Annotated in this window: 20 protein-coding genes, 1 tRNA gene and 1 pseudogene; 9 read left to right on the top strand and 13 right to left on the bottom strand. The window is 60.9% G+C overall.

What is annotated here, in order from left to right; all coding sequences use genetic code 11:
* Positions 1–32 precede the first annotated feature (32 nt).
* Positions 33–1,082 carry a bile acid:sodium symporter family protein gene (locus tag FFM53_RS16750; RefSeq protein WP_138390558.1) on the top strand — a complete coding sequence of 350 codons (1,050 nt, stop codon included), beginning with the start codon at positions 33–35 and terminating at the stop codon, positions 1,080–1,082.
* 59 nt (positions 1,083–1,141) lie between these two features.
* Here the strand turns inward: FFM53_RS16750 and FFM53_RS16745 are convergent, their stop codons facing one another.
* Positions 1,142–1,612 carry an Hsp20 family protein gene (locus FFM53_RS16745; protein WP_018072811.1) on the bottom strand — a complete coding sequence of 157 codons (471 nt, stop codon included), beginning with the start codon at positions 1,610–1,612 and terminating at the stop codon, positions 1,142–1,144.
* 404 nt (positions 1,613–2,016) lie between these two features.
* On the opposite strand from FFM53_RS16745, the gene FFM53_RS16740 reads away from it, so the two are divergent.
* Positions 2,017–2,991, top strand: a complete 975-nt coding sequence (locus FFM53_RS16740; protein ID WP_138390559.1) for an alpha/beta fold hydrolase — start codon at positions 2,017–2,019, stop codon at positions 2,989–2,991.
* Positions 2,992–3,056: 65 nt separating this feature from the next.
* Here the strand turns inward: FFM53_RS16740 and hisN are convergent, their stop codons facing one another.
* Positions 3,057–3,830 (bottom strand): histidinol-phosphatase, encoded by a 774-nt coding sequence (gene hisN / locus FFM53_RS16735; protein WP_138333357.1) that lies wholly within the window; start codon positions 3,828–3,830, stop codon positions 3,057–3,059.
* Positions 3,831–4,105: 275 nt separating this feature from the next.
* Positions 4,106–4,987: an N-formylglutamate amidohydrolase gene (locus FFM53_RS16730; protein WP_131713414.1), complete on the bottom strand. Its 882-nt coding sequence runs from the start codon at positions 4,985–4,987 to the stop codon at positions 4,106–4,108.
* 187 nt (positions 4,988–5,174) lie between these two features.
* Between FFM53_RS16730 and cpdR1 the strand changes: the two genes are divergently transcribed.
* From cpdR1 to FFM53_RS16710, 5 genes are all read left to right on the top strand, one after another.
* Positions 5,175–5,537, top strand: a complete 363-nt coding sequence (gene cpdR1 / locus FFM53_RS16725) for a response regulator CpdR1 (protein WP_003542883.1) — start codon at positions 5,175–5,177, stop codon at positions 5,535–5,537.
* An 84-nt stretch (positions 5,538–5,621) separates the two neighbouring features.
* Positions 5,622–5,696, top strand: a tRNA-Val gene (locus tag FFM53_RS16720).
* A gap of 176 nt (positions 5,697–5,872) precedes the next feature.
* Positions 5,873–6,067, top strand: coding sequence for a hypothetical protein (locus tag FFM53_RS36925; protein ID WP_138390560.1), 195 nt, complete (start codon positions 5,873–5,875; stop codon positions 6,065–6,067).
* Positions 6,068–6,635: 568 nt separating this feature from the next.
* Positions 6,636–7,679, top strand: coding sequence for a porin (locus FFM53_RS16715; protein ID WP_138333354.1), 1,044 nt, complete (start codon positions 6,636–6,638; stop codon positions 7,677–7,679).
* Between the two features lie 435 nt (positions 7,680–8,114).
* On the top strand, positions 8,115–8,627 hold the full coding sequence (locus tag FFM53_RS16710) for a hypothetical protein (protein WP_138390642.1): 513 nt from the start codon (positions 8,115–8,117) through the stop codon (positions 8,625–8,627).
* A gap of 6 nt (positions 8,628–8,633) precedes the next feature.
* Here FFM53_RS16710 and FFM53_RS16705 read toward each other — a convergent pair whose 3' ends face one another.
* Positions 8,634–9,347, bottom strand: coding sequence for a hypothetical protein (locus tag FFM53_RS16705; RefSeq protein ID WP_138333353.1), 714 nt, complete (start codon positions 9,345–9,347; stop codon positions 8,634–8,636).
* Between the two features lie 231 nt (positions 9,348–9,578).
* On the opposite strand from FFM53_RS16705, the gene FFM53_RS16700 reads away from it, so the two are divergent.
* On the top strand, positions 9,579–10,091 hold the full coding sequence (locus FFM53_RS16700) for an MgtC/SapB family protein (RefSeq protein ID WP_029871893.1): 513 nt from the start codon (positions 9,579–9,581) through the stop codon (positions 10,089–10,091).
* A 60-nt stretch (positions 10,092–10,151) separates the two neighbouring features.
* Here FFM53_RS16700 and FFM53_RS16695 read toward each other — a convergent pair whose 3' ends face one another.
* Positions 10,152–10,328: a hypothetical protein gene (locus tag FFM53_RS16695; RefSeq protein WP_171600653.1), complete on the bottom strand. Its 177-nt coding sequence runs from the start codon at positions 10,326–10,328 to the stop codon at positions 10,152–10,154.
* A 57-nt stretch (positions 10,329–10,385) separates the two neighbouring features.
* Positions 10,386–10,616, bottom strand: coding sequence for a hypothetical protein (locus tag FFM53_RS16690; protein WP_011653508.1), 231 nt, complete (start codon positions 10,614–10,616; stop codon positions 10,386–10,388).
* 352 nt (positions 10,617–10,968) lie between these two features.
* On the opposite strand from FFM53_RS16690, the gene FFM53_RS16685 reads away from it, so the two are divergent.
* Complete coding sequence (locus FFM53_RS16685; RefSeq protein ID WP_138333352.1) at positions 10,969–12,057, top strand: DUF475 domain-containing protein; 1,089 nt, start codon at positions 10,969–10,971, stop codon at positions 12,055–12,057.
* 99 nt (positions 12,058–12,156) lie between these two features.
* Here FFM53_RS16685 and FFM53_RS16680 read toward each other — a convergent pair whose 3' ends face one another.
* From FFM53_RS16680 to FFM53_RS16655, 7 genes and pseudogenes are all read right to left on the bottom strand, one after another.
* Positions 12,157–12,327, bottom strand: a complete 171-nt coding sequence (locus FFM53_RS16680) for a hypothetical protein (protein WP_003542890.1) — start codon at positions 12,325–12,327, stop codon at positions 12,157–12,159.
* 157 nt (positions 12,328–12,484) lie between these two features.
* Positions 12,485–14,002 carry a tripartite tricarboxylate transporter permease gene (locus FFM53_RS16675; protein WP_138390561.1) on the bottom strand — a complete coding sequence of 506 codons (1,518 nt, stop codon included), beginning with the start codon at positions 14,000–14,002 and terminating at the stop codon, positions 12,485–12,487.
* 88 nt (positions 14,003–14,090) lie between these two features.
* Positions 14,091–14,582: a tripartite tricarboxylate transporter TctB family protein gene (locus FFM53_RS16670; RefSeq protein WP_138333351.1), complete on the bottom strand. Its 492-nt coding sequence runs from the start codon at positions 14,580–14,582 to the stop codon at positions 14,091–14,093.
* Entirely contained in the window at positions 14,579–15,523 is a 945-nt protein-coding gene (locus FFM53_RS16665; RefSeq protein ID WP_011653512.1) for a Bug family tripartite tricarboxylate transporter substrate binding protein, read from the bottom strand. The genes FFM53_RS16670 and FFM53_RS16665 overlap by 4 nt, the downstream gene beginning before the upstream one ends.
* Positions 15,524–15,905: 382 nt before the next feature.
* On the bottom strand, positions 15,906–16,952 hold the full coding sequence (locus tag FFM53_RS16660; protein ID WP_029871889.1) for an ABC transporter substrate-binding protein: 1,047 nt from the start codon (positions 16,950–16,952) through the stop codon (positions 15,906–15,908).
* Between the two features lie 63 nt (positions 16,953–17,015).
* Positions 17,016–17,183, bottom strand: a pseudogene (locus tag FFM53_RS36360) (ornithine carbamoyltransferase); the annotation flags it as partial.
* A 193-nt stretch (positions 17,184–17,376) separates the two neighbouring features.
* Entirely contained in the window at positions 17,377–17,862 is a 486-nt protein-coding gene (locus FFM53_RS16655) for a hypothetical protein (RefSeq protein WP_138390562.1), read from the bottom strand.
* Positions 17,863–17,965 lie beyond the last annotated feature (103 nt).

The raw sequence follows: 17,965 nt of genomic DNA, 5'->3' as shown, positions 1-17,965 counted from the left end.
AATAACTGTTATTTCTTGCATCCTGGATCATAATGGACGACAGAACAATGACTGTTTTATCAAGCCGCGAGACCGCCATGCGCCGCTTTCTGCCCGATACATTCACCATCCTGCTCGTCTGCACCGTCATCCTTGCCTCGTTGCTGCCGGCGCGCGGCACGTTCGCGGATTATTTCGGCATCGCCACCGATCTTGCTATCGCGCTGCTGTTTTTCCTGCATGGCGCCCGCCTGTCGCGCGACGTGGTCATATCAGGCCTGCTGCACTGGCGCCTGCATATCGTCATCCTGCTGACGACCTTCGGCATCTTCCCGCTGCTCGGCATGGCGCTCGGGCTGATCCCCGACACGATCCTGCCGCAGCCGCTTTATCTCGGCATCCTCTTCCTCTGCGTCCTGCCGTCCACGGTGCAGTCGTCGATCGCCTTCACCTCGATGGCGGGCGGCAATGTGCCCGCCGCCATCTGCTCGGCCTCTGCATCCAACATCTTCGGCATGTTCCTGACGCCGCTGCTCGTCGGCCTGCTGTTTTCCGTCGGCGGCCATGGCGGCTTCTCCTTCGACGCATTAGAGCAGATCCTGCTGCAGCTGCTTGCCCCCTTCATCATCGGCCAGGTCCTGCAGCCCTGGATCGGCGACTGGATTCGCGCCAAGAAGAAAATCCTGATGCCTGTCGACCGCGGCTCGATCCTGATGGTCGTCTATCTTGCCTTCAGCACGGCGGTGGTCGAGGGCCTGTGGCACACCTTCTCGATCGCCAATATCGCCGTCGTCATCGCCGCCGACATGGTTCTGCTGGCAATTGTCCTGGTGCTGACGATGTTCGGCAGCCGGTGGCTGGGCTTCAACAAGGCCGACCAGATCACCATCACCTTCTGCGGCTCGAAGAAGAGCCTCGCAAGCGGCGTACCGATGGCGAACGTCATCTTCGCCGGCCAGTCGATCGGCGCGATCGTGCTGCCGCTGATGCTGTTCCACCAGATCCAGCTGATGGTCTGCGCCGTCATTGCCCAGAAATACGCCGCCGCCGCGGCCCGCCGCGCAACGGAAAAAGAGATGAAAGAGGCCGGCAGCCCGGCCTAAGCAACAACAAAAACGGCGCCCCGATGGAGCGCCGTTCGTTTTATCCGATAAGGATCTGATTAGCCGTTGATGATCTGCGCTTCGATGGCCTTCGGAGCCTCGACCGGTTCTGCGGCAATTGTAATCTTGCGGGGCTTCATGGCCTCGGGAATATTGCGCAGAAGGTCGATGTGCAGCAGGCCGTTCTTCAGCGAAGCGGCGGTCACCTCGACATGATCGGCAAGCTGGAAGCGGCGCTCGAAGGCGCGCTTGGCAATGCCTCGGTAGAGGAATTCGCCGCTTTCGGCAGGTTCCTCGTTCTTTTCACCCTTCACGGACAGCACATGGGCATGGGCTTCGATCGAAAGTTCGGTCTCGTCGAAACCGGCAACGGCCATGGTGATGCGATAGGTGTTTTCACCGGTGCGCTCGATATTATAGGGCGGATAGGTCTGCGCCTGCTCCGGCTGGGCAAGGCTGTCGAGCATGGTGAAGAGCCGGTCGAAACCGACGGTTGAACGATAAAGGGGAGAGAAGTCTACGTGACGCATGATGTCCTCCTGTGGAAGCGACGTGTTGCGATGAATTGCCCCTGAGACCCCATCCTTGGCGGCCTTGGGACGGTTGTGCAGGCCCTGTTCGGCACCCGCAGAAAGGAGATGGTGATGGGATTCGAGGAGTTCAAGACCTTTCCGGAATCGCCTTGATCGGCCCGTGAACCCCGCATGAACGACCGGTTCGGAGCGCGTTCAGGCGCATTCGCCTAGGAATTTCGGCGTCGGGTGAATCTGGTCCCGATGACTGAAGTGCATCGTCCCTTCTTCTTCAGTCTCAACCTCGGCCGGCCGCGAGCACCCTCATGCTCCTGCCGGCCCTTTTCCCCACCGCTTTCCAAGCCGGATGCCATGCGCTATCCCTGATGCGAAGCAGTCAGCAGCGGCGCATTGGCAAAGTCATGGATCAGGTTCTCTATTCGACGCCCGATAATCCCGCCCCGGAAAACCGCACGGAAGGGTTCTTCGAAACCCATGACGGCCACCAGTTGCGTTACGCCGTCTTCCGCTCGGGTGGCCAGATTGCCAAGGGCACCGTCGTCATCCTTCACGGCCGAAACGAATATATCGAGAAATATTTCGAAACGATCCGCGACCTCACGGCCAAGGGTCTCTGGGTCGCGACCTTCGACCTGCGCGGCCAGGGCGGTTCGTCACGGCTCATGAAGCGCCGCAACCATGGCCACATCCGCCGCTTTGCCGATTACGAGCGTGATCTCGATACCTTCCTGGAAAAGGTGGTGCTGCCGGATACCCGCCTGCCCTTCTATCTGCTCGCGCATTCCACCGGCGGCCTGATCGCACTGTCCGCCGCGCCCTATCTCACCACCCGTATCGATCGCATGGTGCTGTCGGCGCCCTTCATCGGCCTGACCGGCCAGTCGGCCTCGCCCCGCGTCATCCGCGCTCTCGCCGGCACGCTGACTGCCGTCGGCCTCGGCTTCCTGCCGCTGACCTCGAAACTGAAGGAGCCGAACTTCAGCGATAACCCGCTGACCTCGGACGAACACCGCTTCGAGCGCAATGTCGCAATGATGAAGGCCTATCCGGAATTGACGCTCGGGCCGCCGACGGCCCGCTGGCTGATCGAGGCTTTTCGCACGATGGACCGGGTCACCTCACCCTACCATCTCTTCTCGATCACCATCCCGACCATCGTCATCGCCCCGACGCGCGACGGTGTCGTGCCCTATACGGCGCAGGAGCGGCTTTCGCGTTATTTCCGTGCCGGCCAGCTGGTGCCGATCAACGGCGCCCGTCACGAGATCTTTCAGGAGCGCGATATCTACCGCGCCGCCGCCCTTGCGGCCTTCCACGCCTTCATTCCCGGCAGCGATGCCGAAGAAAACCAGGACGTCGCAGCCCTCGGCACGTGAGACGCATCAGCGTTATTGACGGGGGATCAGCGTTGCTGACCGGGATCAGCGCGGCCGGTCGGGGCTTAGCGCTGCAGGATGGCGATTGCCTGTTCGTAGACTGCGCGGCTGCCGGCAGCGATGATCGAGCCGCCGTTTTCCGGCCGTCCGCCGTCCCAGGTGGTGATGATGCCGCCCGCCCCCTCGATGACGGGAATGATGCCGCCGACATCATAAGGCTTCAGGCTGTTTTCGACGACGAGATCGACATGACCGGCGGCAAGCAGCGCATAGGCATAGCAGTCGCAGCCGTAGCGGAAGAGCCGCACCTGGCTCTCGATCTCGCGGTATTTCTCCATCTCCTCGCCGGCAAAGAGATGCGGCGAGGTGGTGAACAGGATGGCGTTCGAAAGCGCATCGCACTGGCGCGTCGCCAGACGCCGCTCGCCCTCCGGCCCGGTATAGATCGAGCCGTTCTGGTCGGCGAAATAACGCTCGCCGGTAAAGGGTTGTTCGATCATGCCCATGATCGCCCTGCCATCCTTCTGCAGGCCGATCAGCGTTCCCCATACCGGCACACCCGATATGAAGGCGCGCGTGCCGTCGATCGGATCGATCACCCAGACATATTCGCGGTCGAGCCCGACATTGCCGTGTTCCTCGCCGAGAATGCCGTGGCCGGGGAAACTCTCCTCGATCAGCGCCCGGATGGCGAGTTCGGCCGCCCGGTCGCCCTCCGTCACCGGATCGAAACCGGAGGAAAGCTTGTTCGTGACATCGAGGCCGGAGCGGAAGCGCGGCAGCGTTTCGGCTCGAGCAGCCTCCGCCAGGCGATTGAAGAACGAACGGTCAGGAAACATGTTGGATCCGTTTGGCTGGCGGGAATGGCGCTTTTCATAGCGAAAAGCAACGGGAATGCAAATGCAGCAGGCAATTTGGCTCCAACTGCCCAAAGATATCGCAGCGCAATATATTGCTTGACATTTGTGCAATGCAATAGTAGCGTCTTCATACAGTCTTCTGACTGTAAATACCCTCCTTGGGTGTTTCCTCCCTAGACTTAGCCGCGCTCACAAGCGCGGTTTTTTTTGGCCGGAAAACGAAGGCCAGACGTCAGCAACATCGAAGAAGAGATCTATTCGGCGGCCAGCGCCCGGTCGCCGGCAAATTTCTCGACATATTCCGCCATCTGCTGCATGAAGTCCGTGACGGCGTCGGCCACTGCGGCGAAATCCTCTCGTTTCTCCAGCGTCACTTCATCGACATAGATCGCTCGGTTCACCTCGATCTGCAGCGCATGCAGGCCGCGCGAAGGCCGGCCGTAATGTTCGGTGATGAAGCCGCCGGCATAGGGCTTGTTGCGGATCGCCGCAAAACCCATTTCCTCGAGGATGGCGATGGCCGCGCGCGAAAGTTCGGCCGAAGCGCTGGTGCCGTAGCGATCACCAATGATGAAATCAGGTCGCGCAGTGCTGCCGGCAACGCGCACGTTGCCGGGCATGGAATGGCAGTCGATCAGCACGCCGAAGCCGAACTGCACATGCGTTCGCGCGATCAGCCGGCGAAGCGCCGCATGATAGGGCTTGTAGACCGCTTCGACGCGATCGAGCCCCTCCTGCACCGGCAGGCGCCGCGCATAGATCTCCATGTTCTCGGCGACGATGCGCGGAATGGTGCCGAGCCCGCCGGCGACCCTGAGCGAATTGACATTGGCATAGGGCGGCAGCAACCCGTCGAACATCCGCGGATCGAGCTCGTAAGGCTCGCGATTGACGTCGAGATAGGCGCGCGGGAAGTTGGCCGCCAGCAGCGGCGCGCCGAGTGCGACGGCCGAGCCGAAGAGCTCGTCGACATAGTGATCCTCGGAACGGCGGATGGCGATGCCCTCCAGCCTTGACTGAGCAATAAATTCCGGTGGATAAATGCGGCCGCTATGGGGGGAGTTGTAGACGAAGGGAATGGTCTGCGACACGGGCTCATGAACCTCAAAAAGCTCGTATTCGCGTATTTCCGGCACTTTCGGCCCTCTTTACCATGTCATGAACTGACTGCTTGGCCCATGTTGCCAGTTGCCCGGCCGCAAGTCCATACTATGTAGACGGGATGGCGGTCACGCACAGGCAATTCACCGGTTGTTTACCGGATAAAGACTAGTGTAAACGGCTGGCAGCCCACCAAAAACCTATGGATCGCGGTCTGGATTGATGACTCAGAAGATACTTCTCGCCGAAGACGACAACGACATGCGCCGCTTCCTCGTGAAAGCGCTCGAAAAGGCCGGCTACAAGGTCCTTTCCTATGACAATGGCGCCAGCGCCTATGACCGGCTGCGCGAGGAGCCGTTTTCCCTGCTGCTGACCGATATCGTCATGCCCGAGATGGACGGCATCGAGTTGGCGCGCCGCGCCACCGAGCTCGACCCCGACCTGAAGGTGATGTTCATCACGGGTTTTGCCGCCGTGGCGCTGAACCCTGATTCGAAGGCGCCGAAGGATGCCAAGGTCCTTTCCAAGCCTTTCCACCTGCGCGATCTCGTCGACGAGGTCAACAAGATGCTTGCCGCGTAAGGCTTGCCGGCCGGCGCGTCACAAAACTGAAAAAAGCCTATTGACGGCTCCAAAGGTTTTGTGATCTATGCGCCGCCATCGGATGGGCGTGTAGCTCAGCGGGAGAGCACTACGTTGACATCGTAGGGGTCACAGGTTCAATCCCTGTCACGCCCACCATCCGATCTCCCTGACATCGTTGATAAATCCCCGCCTTGGGGATTTTCTGATTCCTGAGCCTGGCACGCGCGTCAGATCCAACACTTTGCGGAGCGAGGGCTTGCACGTGATTGGTCCGCGACCATGATCCGGGCCGGGGTTTCAATGGCTGTGGGATGGCCCCACACGGGGGACGTATGACGCAAAGGACGCGGACACGGAAAGCGATATCCTTAATCCTCGGCCTCGCCCTGGTTGGGGCTGGTCTCCTCGGTTTCAGTTATATGCAGTTTCATGTCGTCGAACCCATCAGCATCAAGCTTTGGCTGATCCCGATCACGATCCTCGCGGCTGGGGTAGCGATCCTCTGGGACGACTTCAAAAATCCCTAGCGAGACGCTTGCTCTTCCCGTTCGACGCCCGAGAGGCCGCCGGCAAGCTGGTGAAAAGGCAAATAGAGCAATTCCAGCAAAAGTGCGTGCCAGATTTTCGTCGCTTCTCGTCGAGGCGACGTATCGTCAGCCACCGATTACTGCCCGTTAGAACCTGTCGCCAAGATCGGCAGGCCCCGGCAGACCCTGGCGGTCGCCTAGCCTTCCTCCGACTCGCGCCGATGGCTGTTACGGCGTGTCCAGATATGAGGACACGCTCATTCGAGCATCAATTGCATACCGTTGCTGAACACTCACCCCCTCGTTGCTCACCTATCCGGAAGCGCGGTTTTGTGACGGACAGATGACGGGTTTGTGACAAAACGCGTGTTATTTCAGCAACATAGCAGCCCCGCCCTGCTGTCATGATCGACATCGTTATTGCGACGCAACATGCCGCTGTGTAACTACCGCGGCGAGGCAGGCACCGGGTCAAAAGGCGCCGCTTCGCTCACACGGGTTGAAGATACGTAGGGACTGCCGATGGCAACGGTCTTCATCCTTCTGCATCTGAACTGGAGGTTATTCCATGAACATTAAGAGCCTTCTTCTCGGCTCCGCTGCAGCACTTGCAGCAGTATCCGGCGCTCAGGCTGCTGACGCTATCGTTGCTGCCGAGCCGGAACCGGTTGAATACGTTCGCGTCTGCGACGCCTACGGCACCGGCTACTTCTACATCCCGGGCACCGAAACCTGCCTCAAGATCAACGGTTACATCCGTTTCCAGGTTGACGTTGCTCCGAACGCCAGCTCGATCGGCGCCGGCGGCGGTGGTTCTGTCGCTAACGACTCGGACTGGGACGCCCGTACGCGTGGTCAGGTTCAGTTCACGGCCAAGAGCGACACCGAATATGGTCCGCTGACCGGCGTTATCGTCATGCAGTTCAATGCTGACAACGCTTCGGCTCAGAAGGCCATTCTCGACTCCGCCTACATCGACATCGCCGGCTTCCGCGCTGGTCTGTTCTACAGCTGGTGGGACGATGGTCTCTCCGGCGAAACGGACGATATCGGTTCTCCGGTAACGCTGCATAACTCCATCCGTTATCAGTACGAAACCGACGCTTTCTACGCTGGCATCAGCGTTGATGAGCTGGAAGACAGCCCGTTCTATGACGGCGAAACCGCCAACAACGTTGGCGTTGCAGTCGGTCTCGGCGGCAAGGCTGGTGCATTCAGCTACCAGATCACTGCCGGTTACGACACCGACAACGAAGAAGGCGCCGTCCGCGCTATGGGTACGGTTGCTGTCGGTCCGGGCACGCTCGGCCTCGCAGTTGTCTACGCGAGCAACCCGAACGCCTATTACAACAAGGCTGAGTGGGCGATCGCTGCTGAATACGCCATCAAGGCGACCGACAAGCTGAAGATCACCCCGGCTGTTCAGTACTACAACAACTACGGCATCACTGCTGGCGAGTTCAACGACGACAATGATGCCTGGAAGGTCGGTCTGACGGTTGATTACCAGATCGTCGACAACCTCTCCACCAAGATTTCGGTTCAGTACCTCGATCCGGACAATGCTAGCGACGTTACCTCGGGCTTCTTCCGCCTGCAGCGCGCGTTCTGATAAAAGGCTGCCGGCTAGAACAGGATGTCATCCGAAAACCGTTCACACTTTTCGGCATTATGCTCTGGACCGGCAGCTACAAATTCCTGATCTGACTGACCTCCGATCGGGAAAGAATGGGCCTGGACTTCCCTGCCTGGGCCCATTCCCCTTGACCGGACGTGCGTCCAAGACGGCACACTCGATGAGTGCCTTGCCACTGTCGTTTCACATCGGTTCGTTGCCGATGTCCGGCAGCCTATGTCGTTGCTGGATCTTGTAACCAGCAAGCTCAACTAACTTTTCATTCATCTGCCGCCGATCGCCGAGCGAGCCCGGTGGCCGACAAAATTTTTGCGCCTCAGCAATAACGGCGCCAAATTCGGACACAGAGCCATGCCATGGCGAACCGAGGGTGAGGTAGTGATTCGCCTCGCTACGACATGGGGCCACGACATGGGGTTTGAGATCGAAATGAAGTTATACGCGCTTGCCGCTGCCGCCCTTTTTTCCGCCGTCCTCGCCTTGCCGGCCTCTGCCGCGCCGGCCGCGCCCTTAGAGACCTTTCCTGGTGCGCCCGGCGTCATTACGCTTTCCGGCAAATGCGCCAAGCTGGTCGTCGCCAAATTCGACGCCACCAAGGGCTGCAAGAACGAGCTTGCCAGCGTCACGCTGGCCAATGGCGTGGTGACCTTCATCTTCACCTCGGATGGCAAGGCGCTGGGCTTCCAGGGCGACGGCAGCGGCATCAAGCCTGCCTCCAATGGCAATGCCCGCCTGCCGCTCAGCCTCGTCACCACGGGTGTCGGCAACAAGATGACCGGAGAGGTCAAGGTCGCCGGCTTCTGCACTTTCGGCAATCCCTATGCCGGCAAGCCGATCGCGGTCGAATGCACCGCCGAAAGCAAGGACTCCTCCTTCACCGGCAGCTTCCGCACTGGCGGCAAGCTGGTGAACAAGGGTAAGTAGCCGCCCTCAAGCGCACCAGGCACTGCCGGCGGCCCCTGGCTTGCGTGCCAGGCCCTCATTGATCAGTTGCGCGCCGAAAGAGCGCCCGTCGCGCGAGACGACGCGCGGCGCGCCAGAGGGCTCGGCCTTACCCGCCGCATTCATGGTGAAGGGTCCGGCGTTCAGAAGCGCCAGCAGCCGCGACTTGGCGGCAAAGGCCACCCGGCGCTCGCCGTCACAGCGCGCCTGGTCGACCACCGGGCTTGCCATGTCGGCAATCACGATCTTCTCGCCCTTGTACCAGAAGACGCCACCGTCGCCGACACAATTGATATGGGCGCCCTGCCCGCAATAGCCGAAGGCGACTGTCCCGGTTTGCGAAACGGCATCGGAAGCCGGCGGCTGCACTGCCTTTATCGGCTGGATCATCGGCGTCGGGATCGCGGCCGGCGGCAGCGGCTGCGGTACTGCGACTTTCGGCGTGGGTGCGGCAAGCGCTACCTGCTTCGGCGGCGCGTCCTTCCTGACGACAGGCCTCGGCTCCGCCGTGTCCCGTGTGATCGGCGTCGATGGTCTTGCAAGCATCGGCTGGATGCTCTTCCAATGGTCGTGGGCGACGATGCCGCCGATCGCGGCAATGCCGATCACCGCCCAGGGCAGCAATCCGCCACCGCTGCTGCGCGCTTTGCTCTTTCCTCTCGCCGGCGCCTTGCGGCGGCCGCGTGTCGCTGTCTTGGCCATCTGTCCGATTCCCGTGAGGCCGGGATTATCGCTGCCCAATCCTTTCCGAAAGGTTGGCGCGGCGACAGGATGATGCCTGGTTCGCCAAACTTTCCCTAAAATGACATGAACACGCCGGCGCGCACCGGAAAGGCTAACGGCACTACCGAAACGCAGCGGGGAAAAAGCTGAACAAATTCCGCGCTCAGACGTTAGCCAGCGAAAAATTCCATCTTTCTGGGGGAAAAATCCATGGATCTTATTATCGCCGACATAATACCGGAGTCGCGTATCCACTATCCCGTCATTTTCGCCCGCCTCTTCGGCGCCATCGTCTTCGGCGGGCTGATCGGCTTCGAGCGTGAGGCCCGCGACCGCCCGGCAGGCTTCCGCACCCATATTCTGATCAGTCTTGCCGCTGCCCTCTTCGCCATCATCTCGATCGAGGCAGTGCACATGCCGGGTTTTACCGATGACGAGCAGGTGCGCATCGATCCGCTACGTGTCATCGAGGCCGTGACCGCCGGCGTCGCCTTTCTTGCCGCCGGCATGATCGTCTTTGCAAGAGGTCGGGTGCACGGGCTGACTACGGGCGCCGGCATGTGGCTCTCCGGCGCCATCGGCCTCGCCATGGGCTTCGGCTATTGGCCGATTGCTTTCTTCACGACGATCGTCGCCATCTGCGTACTCTTCGCCTTCGGTAAACTCGAACAACGATTCGGCTTTAATTCCGGACAGCGTGTCGATCGCGATGAACACAAATAGAAAAACAGAGCGCCCGGTACCATGCCGGGCGCTAGTGTTGTCGGCGTCATTGTCTGTCGGTCATTCAGCGCGTGTTGCCGAAGGATCGCTTTTCCCAACCGAAGCCGTGCCGCCGATGGCGAAGAGCGGCTTCTGGCGTTTGCCGATATCGACGCGCTCGTCCGCCGCCTCGCGTATGGCCTGCCATTCATTTTCGTGCCGGATGAAGATCTCGCGGGGCACAAAGTTGATCGTCATATGTTTTTCACCCTGTTTCAAATCTACCGTCAGCGCCGGAGACTTCCGGAATGCCCGTTATTTCTTGGTCTCTGCATTGCCCTTGATGTCGGGGCCACCCTTGGAAAGATCGGCGCCGGTAACATGGGCCGGGACGTGAATGTCGTGGTAGACGCCGGGCGTCAGCGTCAGGTCGACATGATGCGGCGGCAGCACCTGCGCCTTCTGCATGCGGTTCGGCTTCGCCCGCTTCATGCGGTCGGACGCCTCCGTGCGTTTATCGGGAAGATGGGTCGAAGTGTGCATCATCGGCCTCCTTTTTTAAGCTCAACCAGGGCCTAACGGGCGGGCATCAGGATGGTTCCAAAAAAATCACCCAATCGCAGTGTGACGACCGACCTTGACTGGCCCGCGAAGTTCATTACCTAGTGCCTATCCCGCAGCCTTCCAGACATCGGCTGACGGGGAACTTTGGTGCCGGGCCCCTCTGGCGAGAGTTTTACGGCGCTCTCGTGATGTCGGTACCGCCTGCAGCTTAGCCGGCGGATTTTTCATCGATGAACAAGCTCACCATGCCTGACCCGCGTGCCCGTTGTGGCGTGCCGCGTTTTTCCACTAAATCGACCCTCTTCAACACGATTTGCGGCCGCGAGGTGCGGCCATGAATCAACCCGTGACCCAATCCTCGCTCAGCTATTTCCGCTGGGCTTTCATCGTCACTGCCCTCGGCCTCGTTCTCGGCGCGGTGCTCGGCTGGCAGACGACCGGTACGATCGGCGGCATGGCGACCGTCTTCTTCATCTGCACGGTGCTTGCGGTGCTGGAGATCTCGCTCTCCTTCGATAATGCCATCGTCAACGCCAACAAGCTGAAGGAGATGACGCCGGTCTGGCAGCAGCGCTTCCTTACCTGGGGCATCATCATCGCCGTCTTCGGCATGCGCATCGTCTTCCCGCTGGCAATCGTCGCGATCGCGGCACAGATCGGCCCTTGGGATGCTCTGGTGCTTGCCGCACGCGAGCCGGCCGAATATGCCCGTATCATGAACGACGCGCATCTGCCGATCGCAGCCTTCGGCGGCACTTTCCTGATGATGGTCGGCCTCAACTACTTCTTTGACTACAAGAAGGAAATCCACTGGCTTCCCGGCCTGGAAAGGGTGATGGCGCGTTCGGCCGCCATCAAGGGTATCGAAATCGCCGTCGTGCTGGCGCTGATGCTGGTTTTCTCCTGGCTGATCGGCGGGGAGGAAGCGACCGTCTTCGTCAACTGCGCCCTCTACGGCCTGCTCACCTTCCTCGCGGTCGAGGTGGTCGGCGGGCTGCTCGATGCCTCGCAAAAGACGATGAGTGCCGCCGCCAAGGGCGGTCTAGGCGCCTTCATCTATCTGGAGGTGCTGGATGCAAGCTTTTCCTTCGACGGCGTCATCGGCGCCTTCGCGCTGACGCAGAACCTCTTCGTCATCGCGATCGGCCTCGGCATCGGCGCCATGTACGTGCGCTCGATGACGATCATGCTGGTGGAGAAGGGAACGCTTGCCGAATACCGCTATCTCGAGCATGGCGCCTTCTACGCCATCCTGATCCTCTCGGTGATCATGTATGCGCAGACCCTGGTGCATATCCCCGAGGTTATCACCGGGCTCGGCGGCGCGGCCTTGATCGGCCTGTCCCTCTGGTCGTCCATCCGCCACAACAGACGCGAAAGGGTGGAGGATCACGGCGCCCGGCAGGAGGAGCTTCGCGCCTGACGATGTAAGAAGCCGCAGTGCGCCACGCCCATGCAGCTAAAAATAAAGCCCGCGACCATCCGGTTGCGGGCTAATTCATTCATGCATGGCTTGAAGGTCTTAGCGGGAGACCTGACCGAAGGAGGCTGGGTCGATACCGAGTGTGGTGAGGTCATTGGCACGCGGGCGGCGGCCGGCTTCGACAGCAGCGCTGACGGCGTTTGCTGCACCAAGGACGGCGAATGCGCGGCCAAAGAAGCCAGTACGGACTGAATTGCGAAGTGCGGACATTGTCCTTTTCCTCTTGCTCTATGATTGACTATTCATAGATGGCATCGCGCATAGACCTCCACAATGCTCAGAAAATCACCTCAGCCATGCAAAAACAGGAGGCCGGCGCATGTCTCCATGGCCGACCTCGAGGGAGGGGGTGGGTCGTCTTTTTCTTTTAGTCTTCGTTTGCCGCCAGCTGCGAGAGCACCTGTCCCCTGCCGCGCAACCGCAGGATCAGCGGGATGAGGAAGGCGGCCGCTGCAACGATAAGCAGGCCTGCCGCGATTGGCGACATCACCAGCGTCGTGACGTCGCCCTGGCTGATCGCCAGCGCCCGGCGCAGCTGCTGTTCGGCAAGCGGCCCGAGGATCAGGCCGACCACGGCAGGCGCGATCGGATAGCCGAAGAGCCGCATCACATAGCCGAGCAGACCGAAGGCGAGCAGCATGCCGAGCTCGAACACTGACGGATTGGCGCCGATCGTCCCGAGCGTCGCAAACAGCAGAATGCCGGCATAGAGCCACGGCTTCGGAACGGTCAGCAGCCGCACCCAGAGCCCGATCATCGGCAGGTTCAGCACCAAGAGCATCGCATTGGCGATGAGCAGGCTGGCGATCAGCCCCCAGACGAGCTGCGGATTGGTGGCAAACAGCAGCGGCCCCGGCTGCAGCCCGTATTGCTGGAAGCCGGCAAGCATGATCGCCGCCGTTGCCGTCGTCGGCAGGCCGAGCGTCAGAAGCGGCACCAGCGTGCCGGCGGCAGATGCGTTGTTCGCCGCCTCGGGACCGGCTACCCCTTCAATCGCGCCATGGCCGAACTCTTCCGGGTTTTTCGCCAGCCGCTTTTCGGTCGCATAGGAGAGGAACGTGCCGATTTCGGCGCCGCCCGCCGGCATCGCGCCGATCGGGAAACCGATCAGCGTGCCGCGCAGCCACGGCTTCCACGAGCGTGACCAGTCCTCCGCGTTCATCCAGAGCGAACCCTTGACCGCCTCGACCTTCTCGGCGATCCGGTTGCCCTGCGCCGCGATATAAAGCGTCTCGCCGATCGCAAACATCGCCACGGCCAGCGTCGTCACCTCGATACCGTCGAGCAGGTCGGGAATGCCGAAGGAAAGCCTGGCCTGCCCGGTCTGCTGATCGATGCCGACCATGGCGAGCGCAAAGCCGATGAACAGCGAGGTCAGACCCCTTAATGCCGAATCGCCGAAGGCCGATGAAACGGTGACGAAGGCAAGCACCATCAGCGCGAAATACTCGCGCGGCCCGAAGATCAGCGCCAGCTTGACGATGTAAGGCGCGATGAAGGCAAGCCCGAGCGTGGCGATCAGGCCGGCGACGAAGGAGCCGATCGCCGCTGTCGCCAGCGCCGGTCCGCCGCGTCCGGCGCGCGCCATCTTGTTACCCTCGAGTGCGGTGACGATCGAGGCGCTTTCGCCTGGCGTGTTGAGCAGGATCGAGGTCGTCGAACCGCCATACATACCGCCGTAATAGATGCCGGCGAACATGATCAGCGAGCCGCCCGGATCGAGCTTGTAGGTGACGGGCAGCAGCAGCGCCACGGTGAGAGCCGGGCCGATGCCGGGAAGCACGCCGACGGCGGTGCCGAGCGTCACGCCGACCATCGCATAAATCAGGTTCATCGGCTGCATCGCAACCAGGATACCCTGCCATAGGAATTCGAATGTGCTCATCTTGGTGTCCCAAGCGGCATTTCCGGCCGTGCGTTTCGCAACCGGGCGCCGCGCAAAATCAAAAGAGCTGACAGCGCGTCCCGCGCGGTCAGAAGAACAGATGTTCGAGCGGGCCGGCCGGCAGTGTCAGCTGCAGCAGCTGCGAGAAGATCGCCCAGACGACGAAGCTGAAGACGATGCCAAGTGGCAGCGAGATCCAGAGCTTGCGTTTGCCGAAGCCGCGTGCCGTCAGCGCAAACAGCACGCCTGTCGCAATCGAGAAGCCGGCGACGCGCAAAAGCAGCATCTGGCCGGCAAGACCGGCAACGATCCAGATGACGGGTGCGACTTCCTGCCGGTCACGTTCGGGAAAATCGCCGCGCCAGGCTTCGAAGGCGGTCCAGATCCCGAGACAGAAGAGGCCGAACGCCACCACTTGAGGCACTGTCGCCGGACCGATGCGGTCGTACTGCGCAATCGTTTTCAGATGCGACGCATCCCAGGCCATCACGCCGGCGATGGCGAAGAGGAAAACGGCAATGATGAACGCCGCCCAATCAGGGCGGCGTTCGGTTGCCGAGGAGGCGTTATCCTCGCTCATTGAACAAGTCCGATGTCTTTGAGAATGCCTTCAGTGGCCGAGACATCCTTTTCGAGCTGCGCCTTGAAGGCATCGCCGGACAGATAGGTGTCGGCCCAGCCCTTGGTCTTCAGCGTTTCCTGCCAGGTGGCGGAGCTGTGCAGCTTCTCGAAATCGGCGGTGACGGCTGCCACCTGCTCTGCCGACAGGCCGGGGGCAGCAGCAACCATGCGCCAGTTCTGGATGATGACGTCGGTGCCGGCTTCCTTCAGTGTCGGGGCATCGACACCGTCGATACGCTTTTCGCTGGATACGGCGAGAAGACGGAGCGTGCCTGACTTCACCTGCGATTCGAACTCGCTATAGCTCGAGACGCCGGCCGTGACCTGGCCGCCGAGAATAGCGGCGAGCGCTTCACCGCCGCCGGAGAAAGCGACATAGTTGATCTTCGTCGGATCGACGCCGGAAGCCTTGGCGATCAGGCCGACGGCGATGTGGTCGGTGCCGCCGGCAGAGCCGCCGCCCCAGGAAACCGCACCCGGATCCTTCTTCAGAGCCGCGACCAGATCGGCCATGGTCTTGATCTCGGACGCGGCAGGAACGACGACAGCCTCATACTCGCCGGTCAGGCGGGCGATCGGCGTGACATCCTTGAGCGTCACCGGCGACTTGTTGGTGAGGATCGCGCCGACCATGACATAGCCGCCGACGATCAGCGAATTCGGGTTGCCGGCAGCCTGGCTGCTGAACTGCGCAAGGCCGATGGTGCCGCCGGCGCCCGGGACGTTCTGGACCTGCACGTTGCCGGAGATCTTCTCCTGCTGCAGCGCGGTCTGCAGCGAACGGGCCGTCTGGTCCCAGCCGCCGCCGGGAGCGGCGGGCGCGATGATGGTGTAATCGGCCGCATAGGCCGGCAGCGCGATGGTCGCTGCAAGAAGGGTTGCGATGAACGTATGCTTCACGATGTGTCCTCCGTCGGCGGCTGAGCAAACCGCCTGTTATTCTCAAGGGAATCGGGAGGAATGGCCGGCCAGCGGACGCAAGCGTCCTGAATGACGAGCGGAAAACCTCCCAAGGCTTCAACTCTCCGCCTCCACGGAGAAGAAGTAGCCAAAGCGACCACAACACCCTGTCATTTAGCTGACATCGGCGAGATATCCAGAAGGAGACGACACTTTTTTGCCGTAATTGGCAGGCGCGGATCTAAATCCCGGTTGTTCGCTGCCGGATGACCAGTACTTCCAGCGGCCACGAAGTATGGCCGCGAGCCTCATCTGGCGAGAGCTACAGGCGGAGCGATCCAAAGCTCTGCAAGGAGGGTGAACCGGCTGAAAGCTGACGCCTTCACTGCGTCCGCAGAACCTCATTCCAGTGCGCAATCAGCCGCGCCCGTTTCACCTGGTCGAGATAGACCATTAGCCCGGGGCTGACCGGCACCGGTCGCAGTTGGGCGCCGAGCAGTTCCTGCAGCGTATTGGCGGTATTCTCTCCTGCCACCTCGGGGCTGACGGCCGGGATCTGCAGCTCGCGCGCCATGATCGTCTGCCCTTCCCTCGACATGAAGAAGGTGAGGTAACGCCGACCAAGCTCCGGCTCGGCGGCGGCCTGCGGCACCAGCCCGATCCGCGACATCACCACGGTATAATCCTTCGGCAGCACGATGCCGACATCGGGATAGCGCGAGGCCCAATCGGCCGCATAGGAGCCGAGAATATTGTAGCCGAGCACGAAGCGCCCGTCGGCAACGCGTTCGAGGATCGCCGAACTCGTCGAATAAAGCTTGACGCCGGCAGCCCCCATCGCCCCGATCACCGACCAGATATCGCCGAACTGCTCCTGGTCGCGCGCCATGAAAAGAAAGCCGACGCCGGAACGCTCGATGTCGTAGGTGCCGATCCGCCCATAGACCTCGTTGCCCTTGCGCTTCAGATAGTCGACGAATTCAGCCCGCGAACTCGGCACCGGCTCATGCGCAAAGCTCGGCTTGTGATAGACGAACACCGCCGGCTCGAAGGTGAGCGCATAGGCGGTGTTGCGCCAGTTCGCCCATTTCGGCCATGCAGCACTCATCGGCAGGTTGCTGACCTGTGCATATCCGTCGTTGGAAAGCTTCACCTGCAGGTCCATCGCCGAGGAGAAGGCGAAATCCGCCGTCTTCTTGCCGTCATCCGTCTCCCGGACGATCCGGTCGTAGATGTCGCCGGTCAGCATGTCCTCATATTTGACTGCGATATCGGGATTGGCGTCCAGGAAACCCCGGATCATCGGCTGCGCCAGGGGCTCGTCGAGCGAGGAATAAACCGTCAGCACCGGCGCATCGGCATTGCCCGACTTCGCCGGATAGAAGGCCTGATCGGCTAGCGCGAAGCCCGGCCAGAACGCCAGCAGCAAGATGAAAACTCTCCTCATGCCGCAACAATGCCTGAGCGCGCCCAGAGGAGCAAGGGCGCCGGACTAGGCAGCGACCCACTCCATCAGCGCATTCTGCGCATGCAGCAGAAAAGCCTTGGCGATACGGCTTCGGCAGAGCGGATGTTCCATCGCCCCCGCCGTTACCTCCTCGCCGCGCCGAACCGGCGGGCACGGCAGGGAGATCGCACCCTCCGACAAACGATCGAGCAGATACCCTGATCGACAAACTCACTGCATTGGCCGACAAGGCGTCCATCGCCATCCGGGAGCTCAAGGAGCGGGATTGGGCCGACGGAGGAAGCCATTCTCTGGGCGAACGCGGGCGGGCTGAGTGGCATTTGGGGTCGGGGAGCACTTTACCTACTAGGCGACCCAACTTCGCGACCTAGGTGCTGGTTTGCTCCTATTCAGTTTTGATGCCTGTGTTTAGCGTCACATAATAACGCGCAACAGCAACATCCATCTCTGCAATTACCAGTTGATACACCAATCGGGCACTCTTAGCGCCACCGTCTGAAGCTCTCAACGTAAGATCAATTATTTCCTGGGGTGAGTTGGCCATTCGAAAAGTTGGAGCCACAAGTAGATCATATCCGTCCTTGTTCCATTCAGTGTCACCCTGATCGTCAGATTTTGCTATTTCATCTTCCATTTCACTATCAATTCGCCGCTTTGCATCGGACAGCATTCGTAGGACTTCCTCAAGGTCTCCTTGCCCGATTGGTCTCTTTTGATCGCTCATCCGAGACTTTGCGCGTGTCGTGATCTCCTCTAACTCATGAATGGCCGCCATAGCAGCACCCACAGCGGCGTTGAACTTTTTCGACGCAACCCGCAGGATTTTGGGTGATGGGTCCGGCTCTGCTTTGCGTCGTAGGAAACCAAGCATTGTGTGTTCTCTCGTTCAAGGGGAACCGCCCGGGTTTGCCGGAGACCGTTTGGTTTAAGCTATGCGGCCATGGCTGGCGCGTCCAGCATGACGTAGTATCGTT

The sequence above is a fragment of the Rhizobium indicum genome (assembly GCF_005862305.2).
GTDB lineage: Bacteria > Pseudomonadota > Alphaproteobacteria > Rhizobiales > Rhizobiaceae > Rhizobium > Rhizobium indicum.
This window is presented reverse-complemented; position numbering and strand designations above follow the sequence as displayed.

Excerpts from the sequence above, each read along its gene's own strand:
- FFM53_RS16750 (WP_138390558.1), top strand. The coding sequence starts at position 33 with ATGGACGACAGAACAATGACTGTTTTATCAAGCCGCGAGACCGCCATG.
- FFM53_RS16745 (WP_018072811.1), bottom strand. The coding sequence starts at position 1,612 with ATGCGTCACGTAGACTTCTCTCCCCTTTATCGTTCAACCGTCGGTTTC.
- FFM53_RS16740 (WP_138390559.1), top strand. The coding sequence starts at position 2,017 with ATGGATCAGGTTCTCTATTCGACGCCCGATAATCCCGCCCCGGAAAAC.
- hisN (WP_138333357.1), bottom strand. The coding sequence starts at position 3,830 with ATGTTTCCTGACCGTTCGTTCTTCAATCGCCTGGCGGAGGCTGCTCGA.
- cpdR1 (WP_003542883.1), top strand. The coding sequence starts at position 5,175 with ATGACTCAGAAGATACTTCTCGCCGAAGACGACAACGACATGCGCCGC.
- FFM53_RS36925 (WP_138390560.1), top strand. The coding sequence starts at position 5,873 with ATGACGCAAAGGACGCGGACACGGAAAGCGATATCCTTAATCCTCGGC.
- FFM53_RS16715 (WP_138333354.1), top strand. The coding sequence starts at position 6,636 with ATGAACATTAAGAGCCTTCTTCTCGGCTCCGCTGCAGCACTTGCAGCA.
- FFM53_RS16710 (WP_138390642.1), top strand. The coding sequence starts at position 8,115 with ATGGGGTTTGAGATCGAAATGAAGTTATACGCGCTTGCCGCTGCCGCC.
- FFM53_RS16705 (WP_138333353.1), bottom strand. The coding sequence starts at position 9,347 with ATGGCCAAGACAGCGACACGCGGCCGCCGCAAGGCGCCGGCGAGAGGA.
- FFM53_RS16700 (WP_029871893.1), top strand. The coding sequence starts at position 9,579 with ATGGATCTTATTATCGCCGACATAATACCGGAGTCGCGTATCCACTAT.
- FFM53_RS16695 (WP_171600653.1), bottom strand. The coding sequence starts at position 10,328 with ATGACGATCAACTTTGTGCCCCGCGAGATCTTCATCCGGCACGAAAAT.
- FFM53_RS16690 (WP_011653508.1), bottom strand. The coding sequence starts at position 10,616 with ATGATGCACACTTCGACCCATCTTCCCGATAAACGCACGGAGGCGTCC.
- FFM53_RS16685 (WP_138333352.1), top strand. The coding sequence starts at position 10,969 with ATGAATCAACCCGTGACCCAATCCTCGCTCAGCTATTTCCGCTGGGCT.
- FFM53_RS16680 (WP_003542890.1), bottom strand. The coding sequence starts at position 12,327 with ATGTCCGCACTTCGCAATTCAGTCCGTACTGGCTTCTTTGGCCGCGCA.
- FFM53_RS16675 (WP_138390561.1), bottom strand. The coding sequence starts at position 14,002 with ATGAGCACATTCGAATTCCTATGGCAGGGTATCCTGGTTGCGATGCAG.
- FFM53_RS16670 (WP_138333351.1), bottom strand. The coding sequence starts at position 14,582 with ATGAGCGAGGATAACGCCTCCTCGGCAACCGAACGCCGCCCTGATTGG.
- FFM53_RS16655 (WP_138390562.1), bottom strand. The coding sequence starts at position 17,862 with ATGCTTGGTTTCCTACGACGCAAAGCAGAGCCGGACCCATCACCCAAA.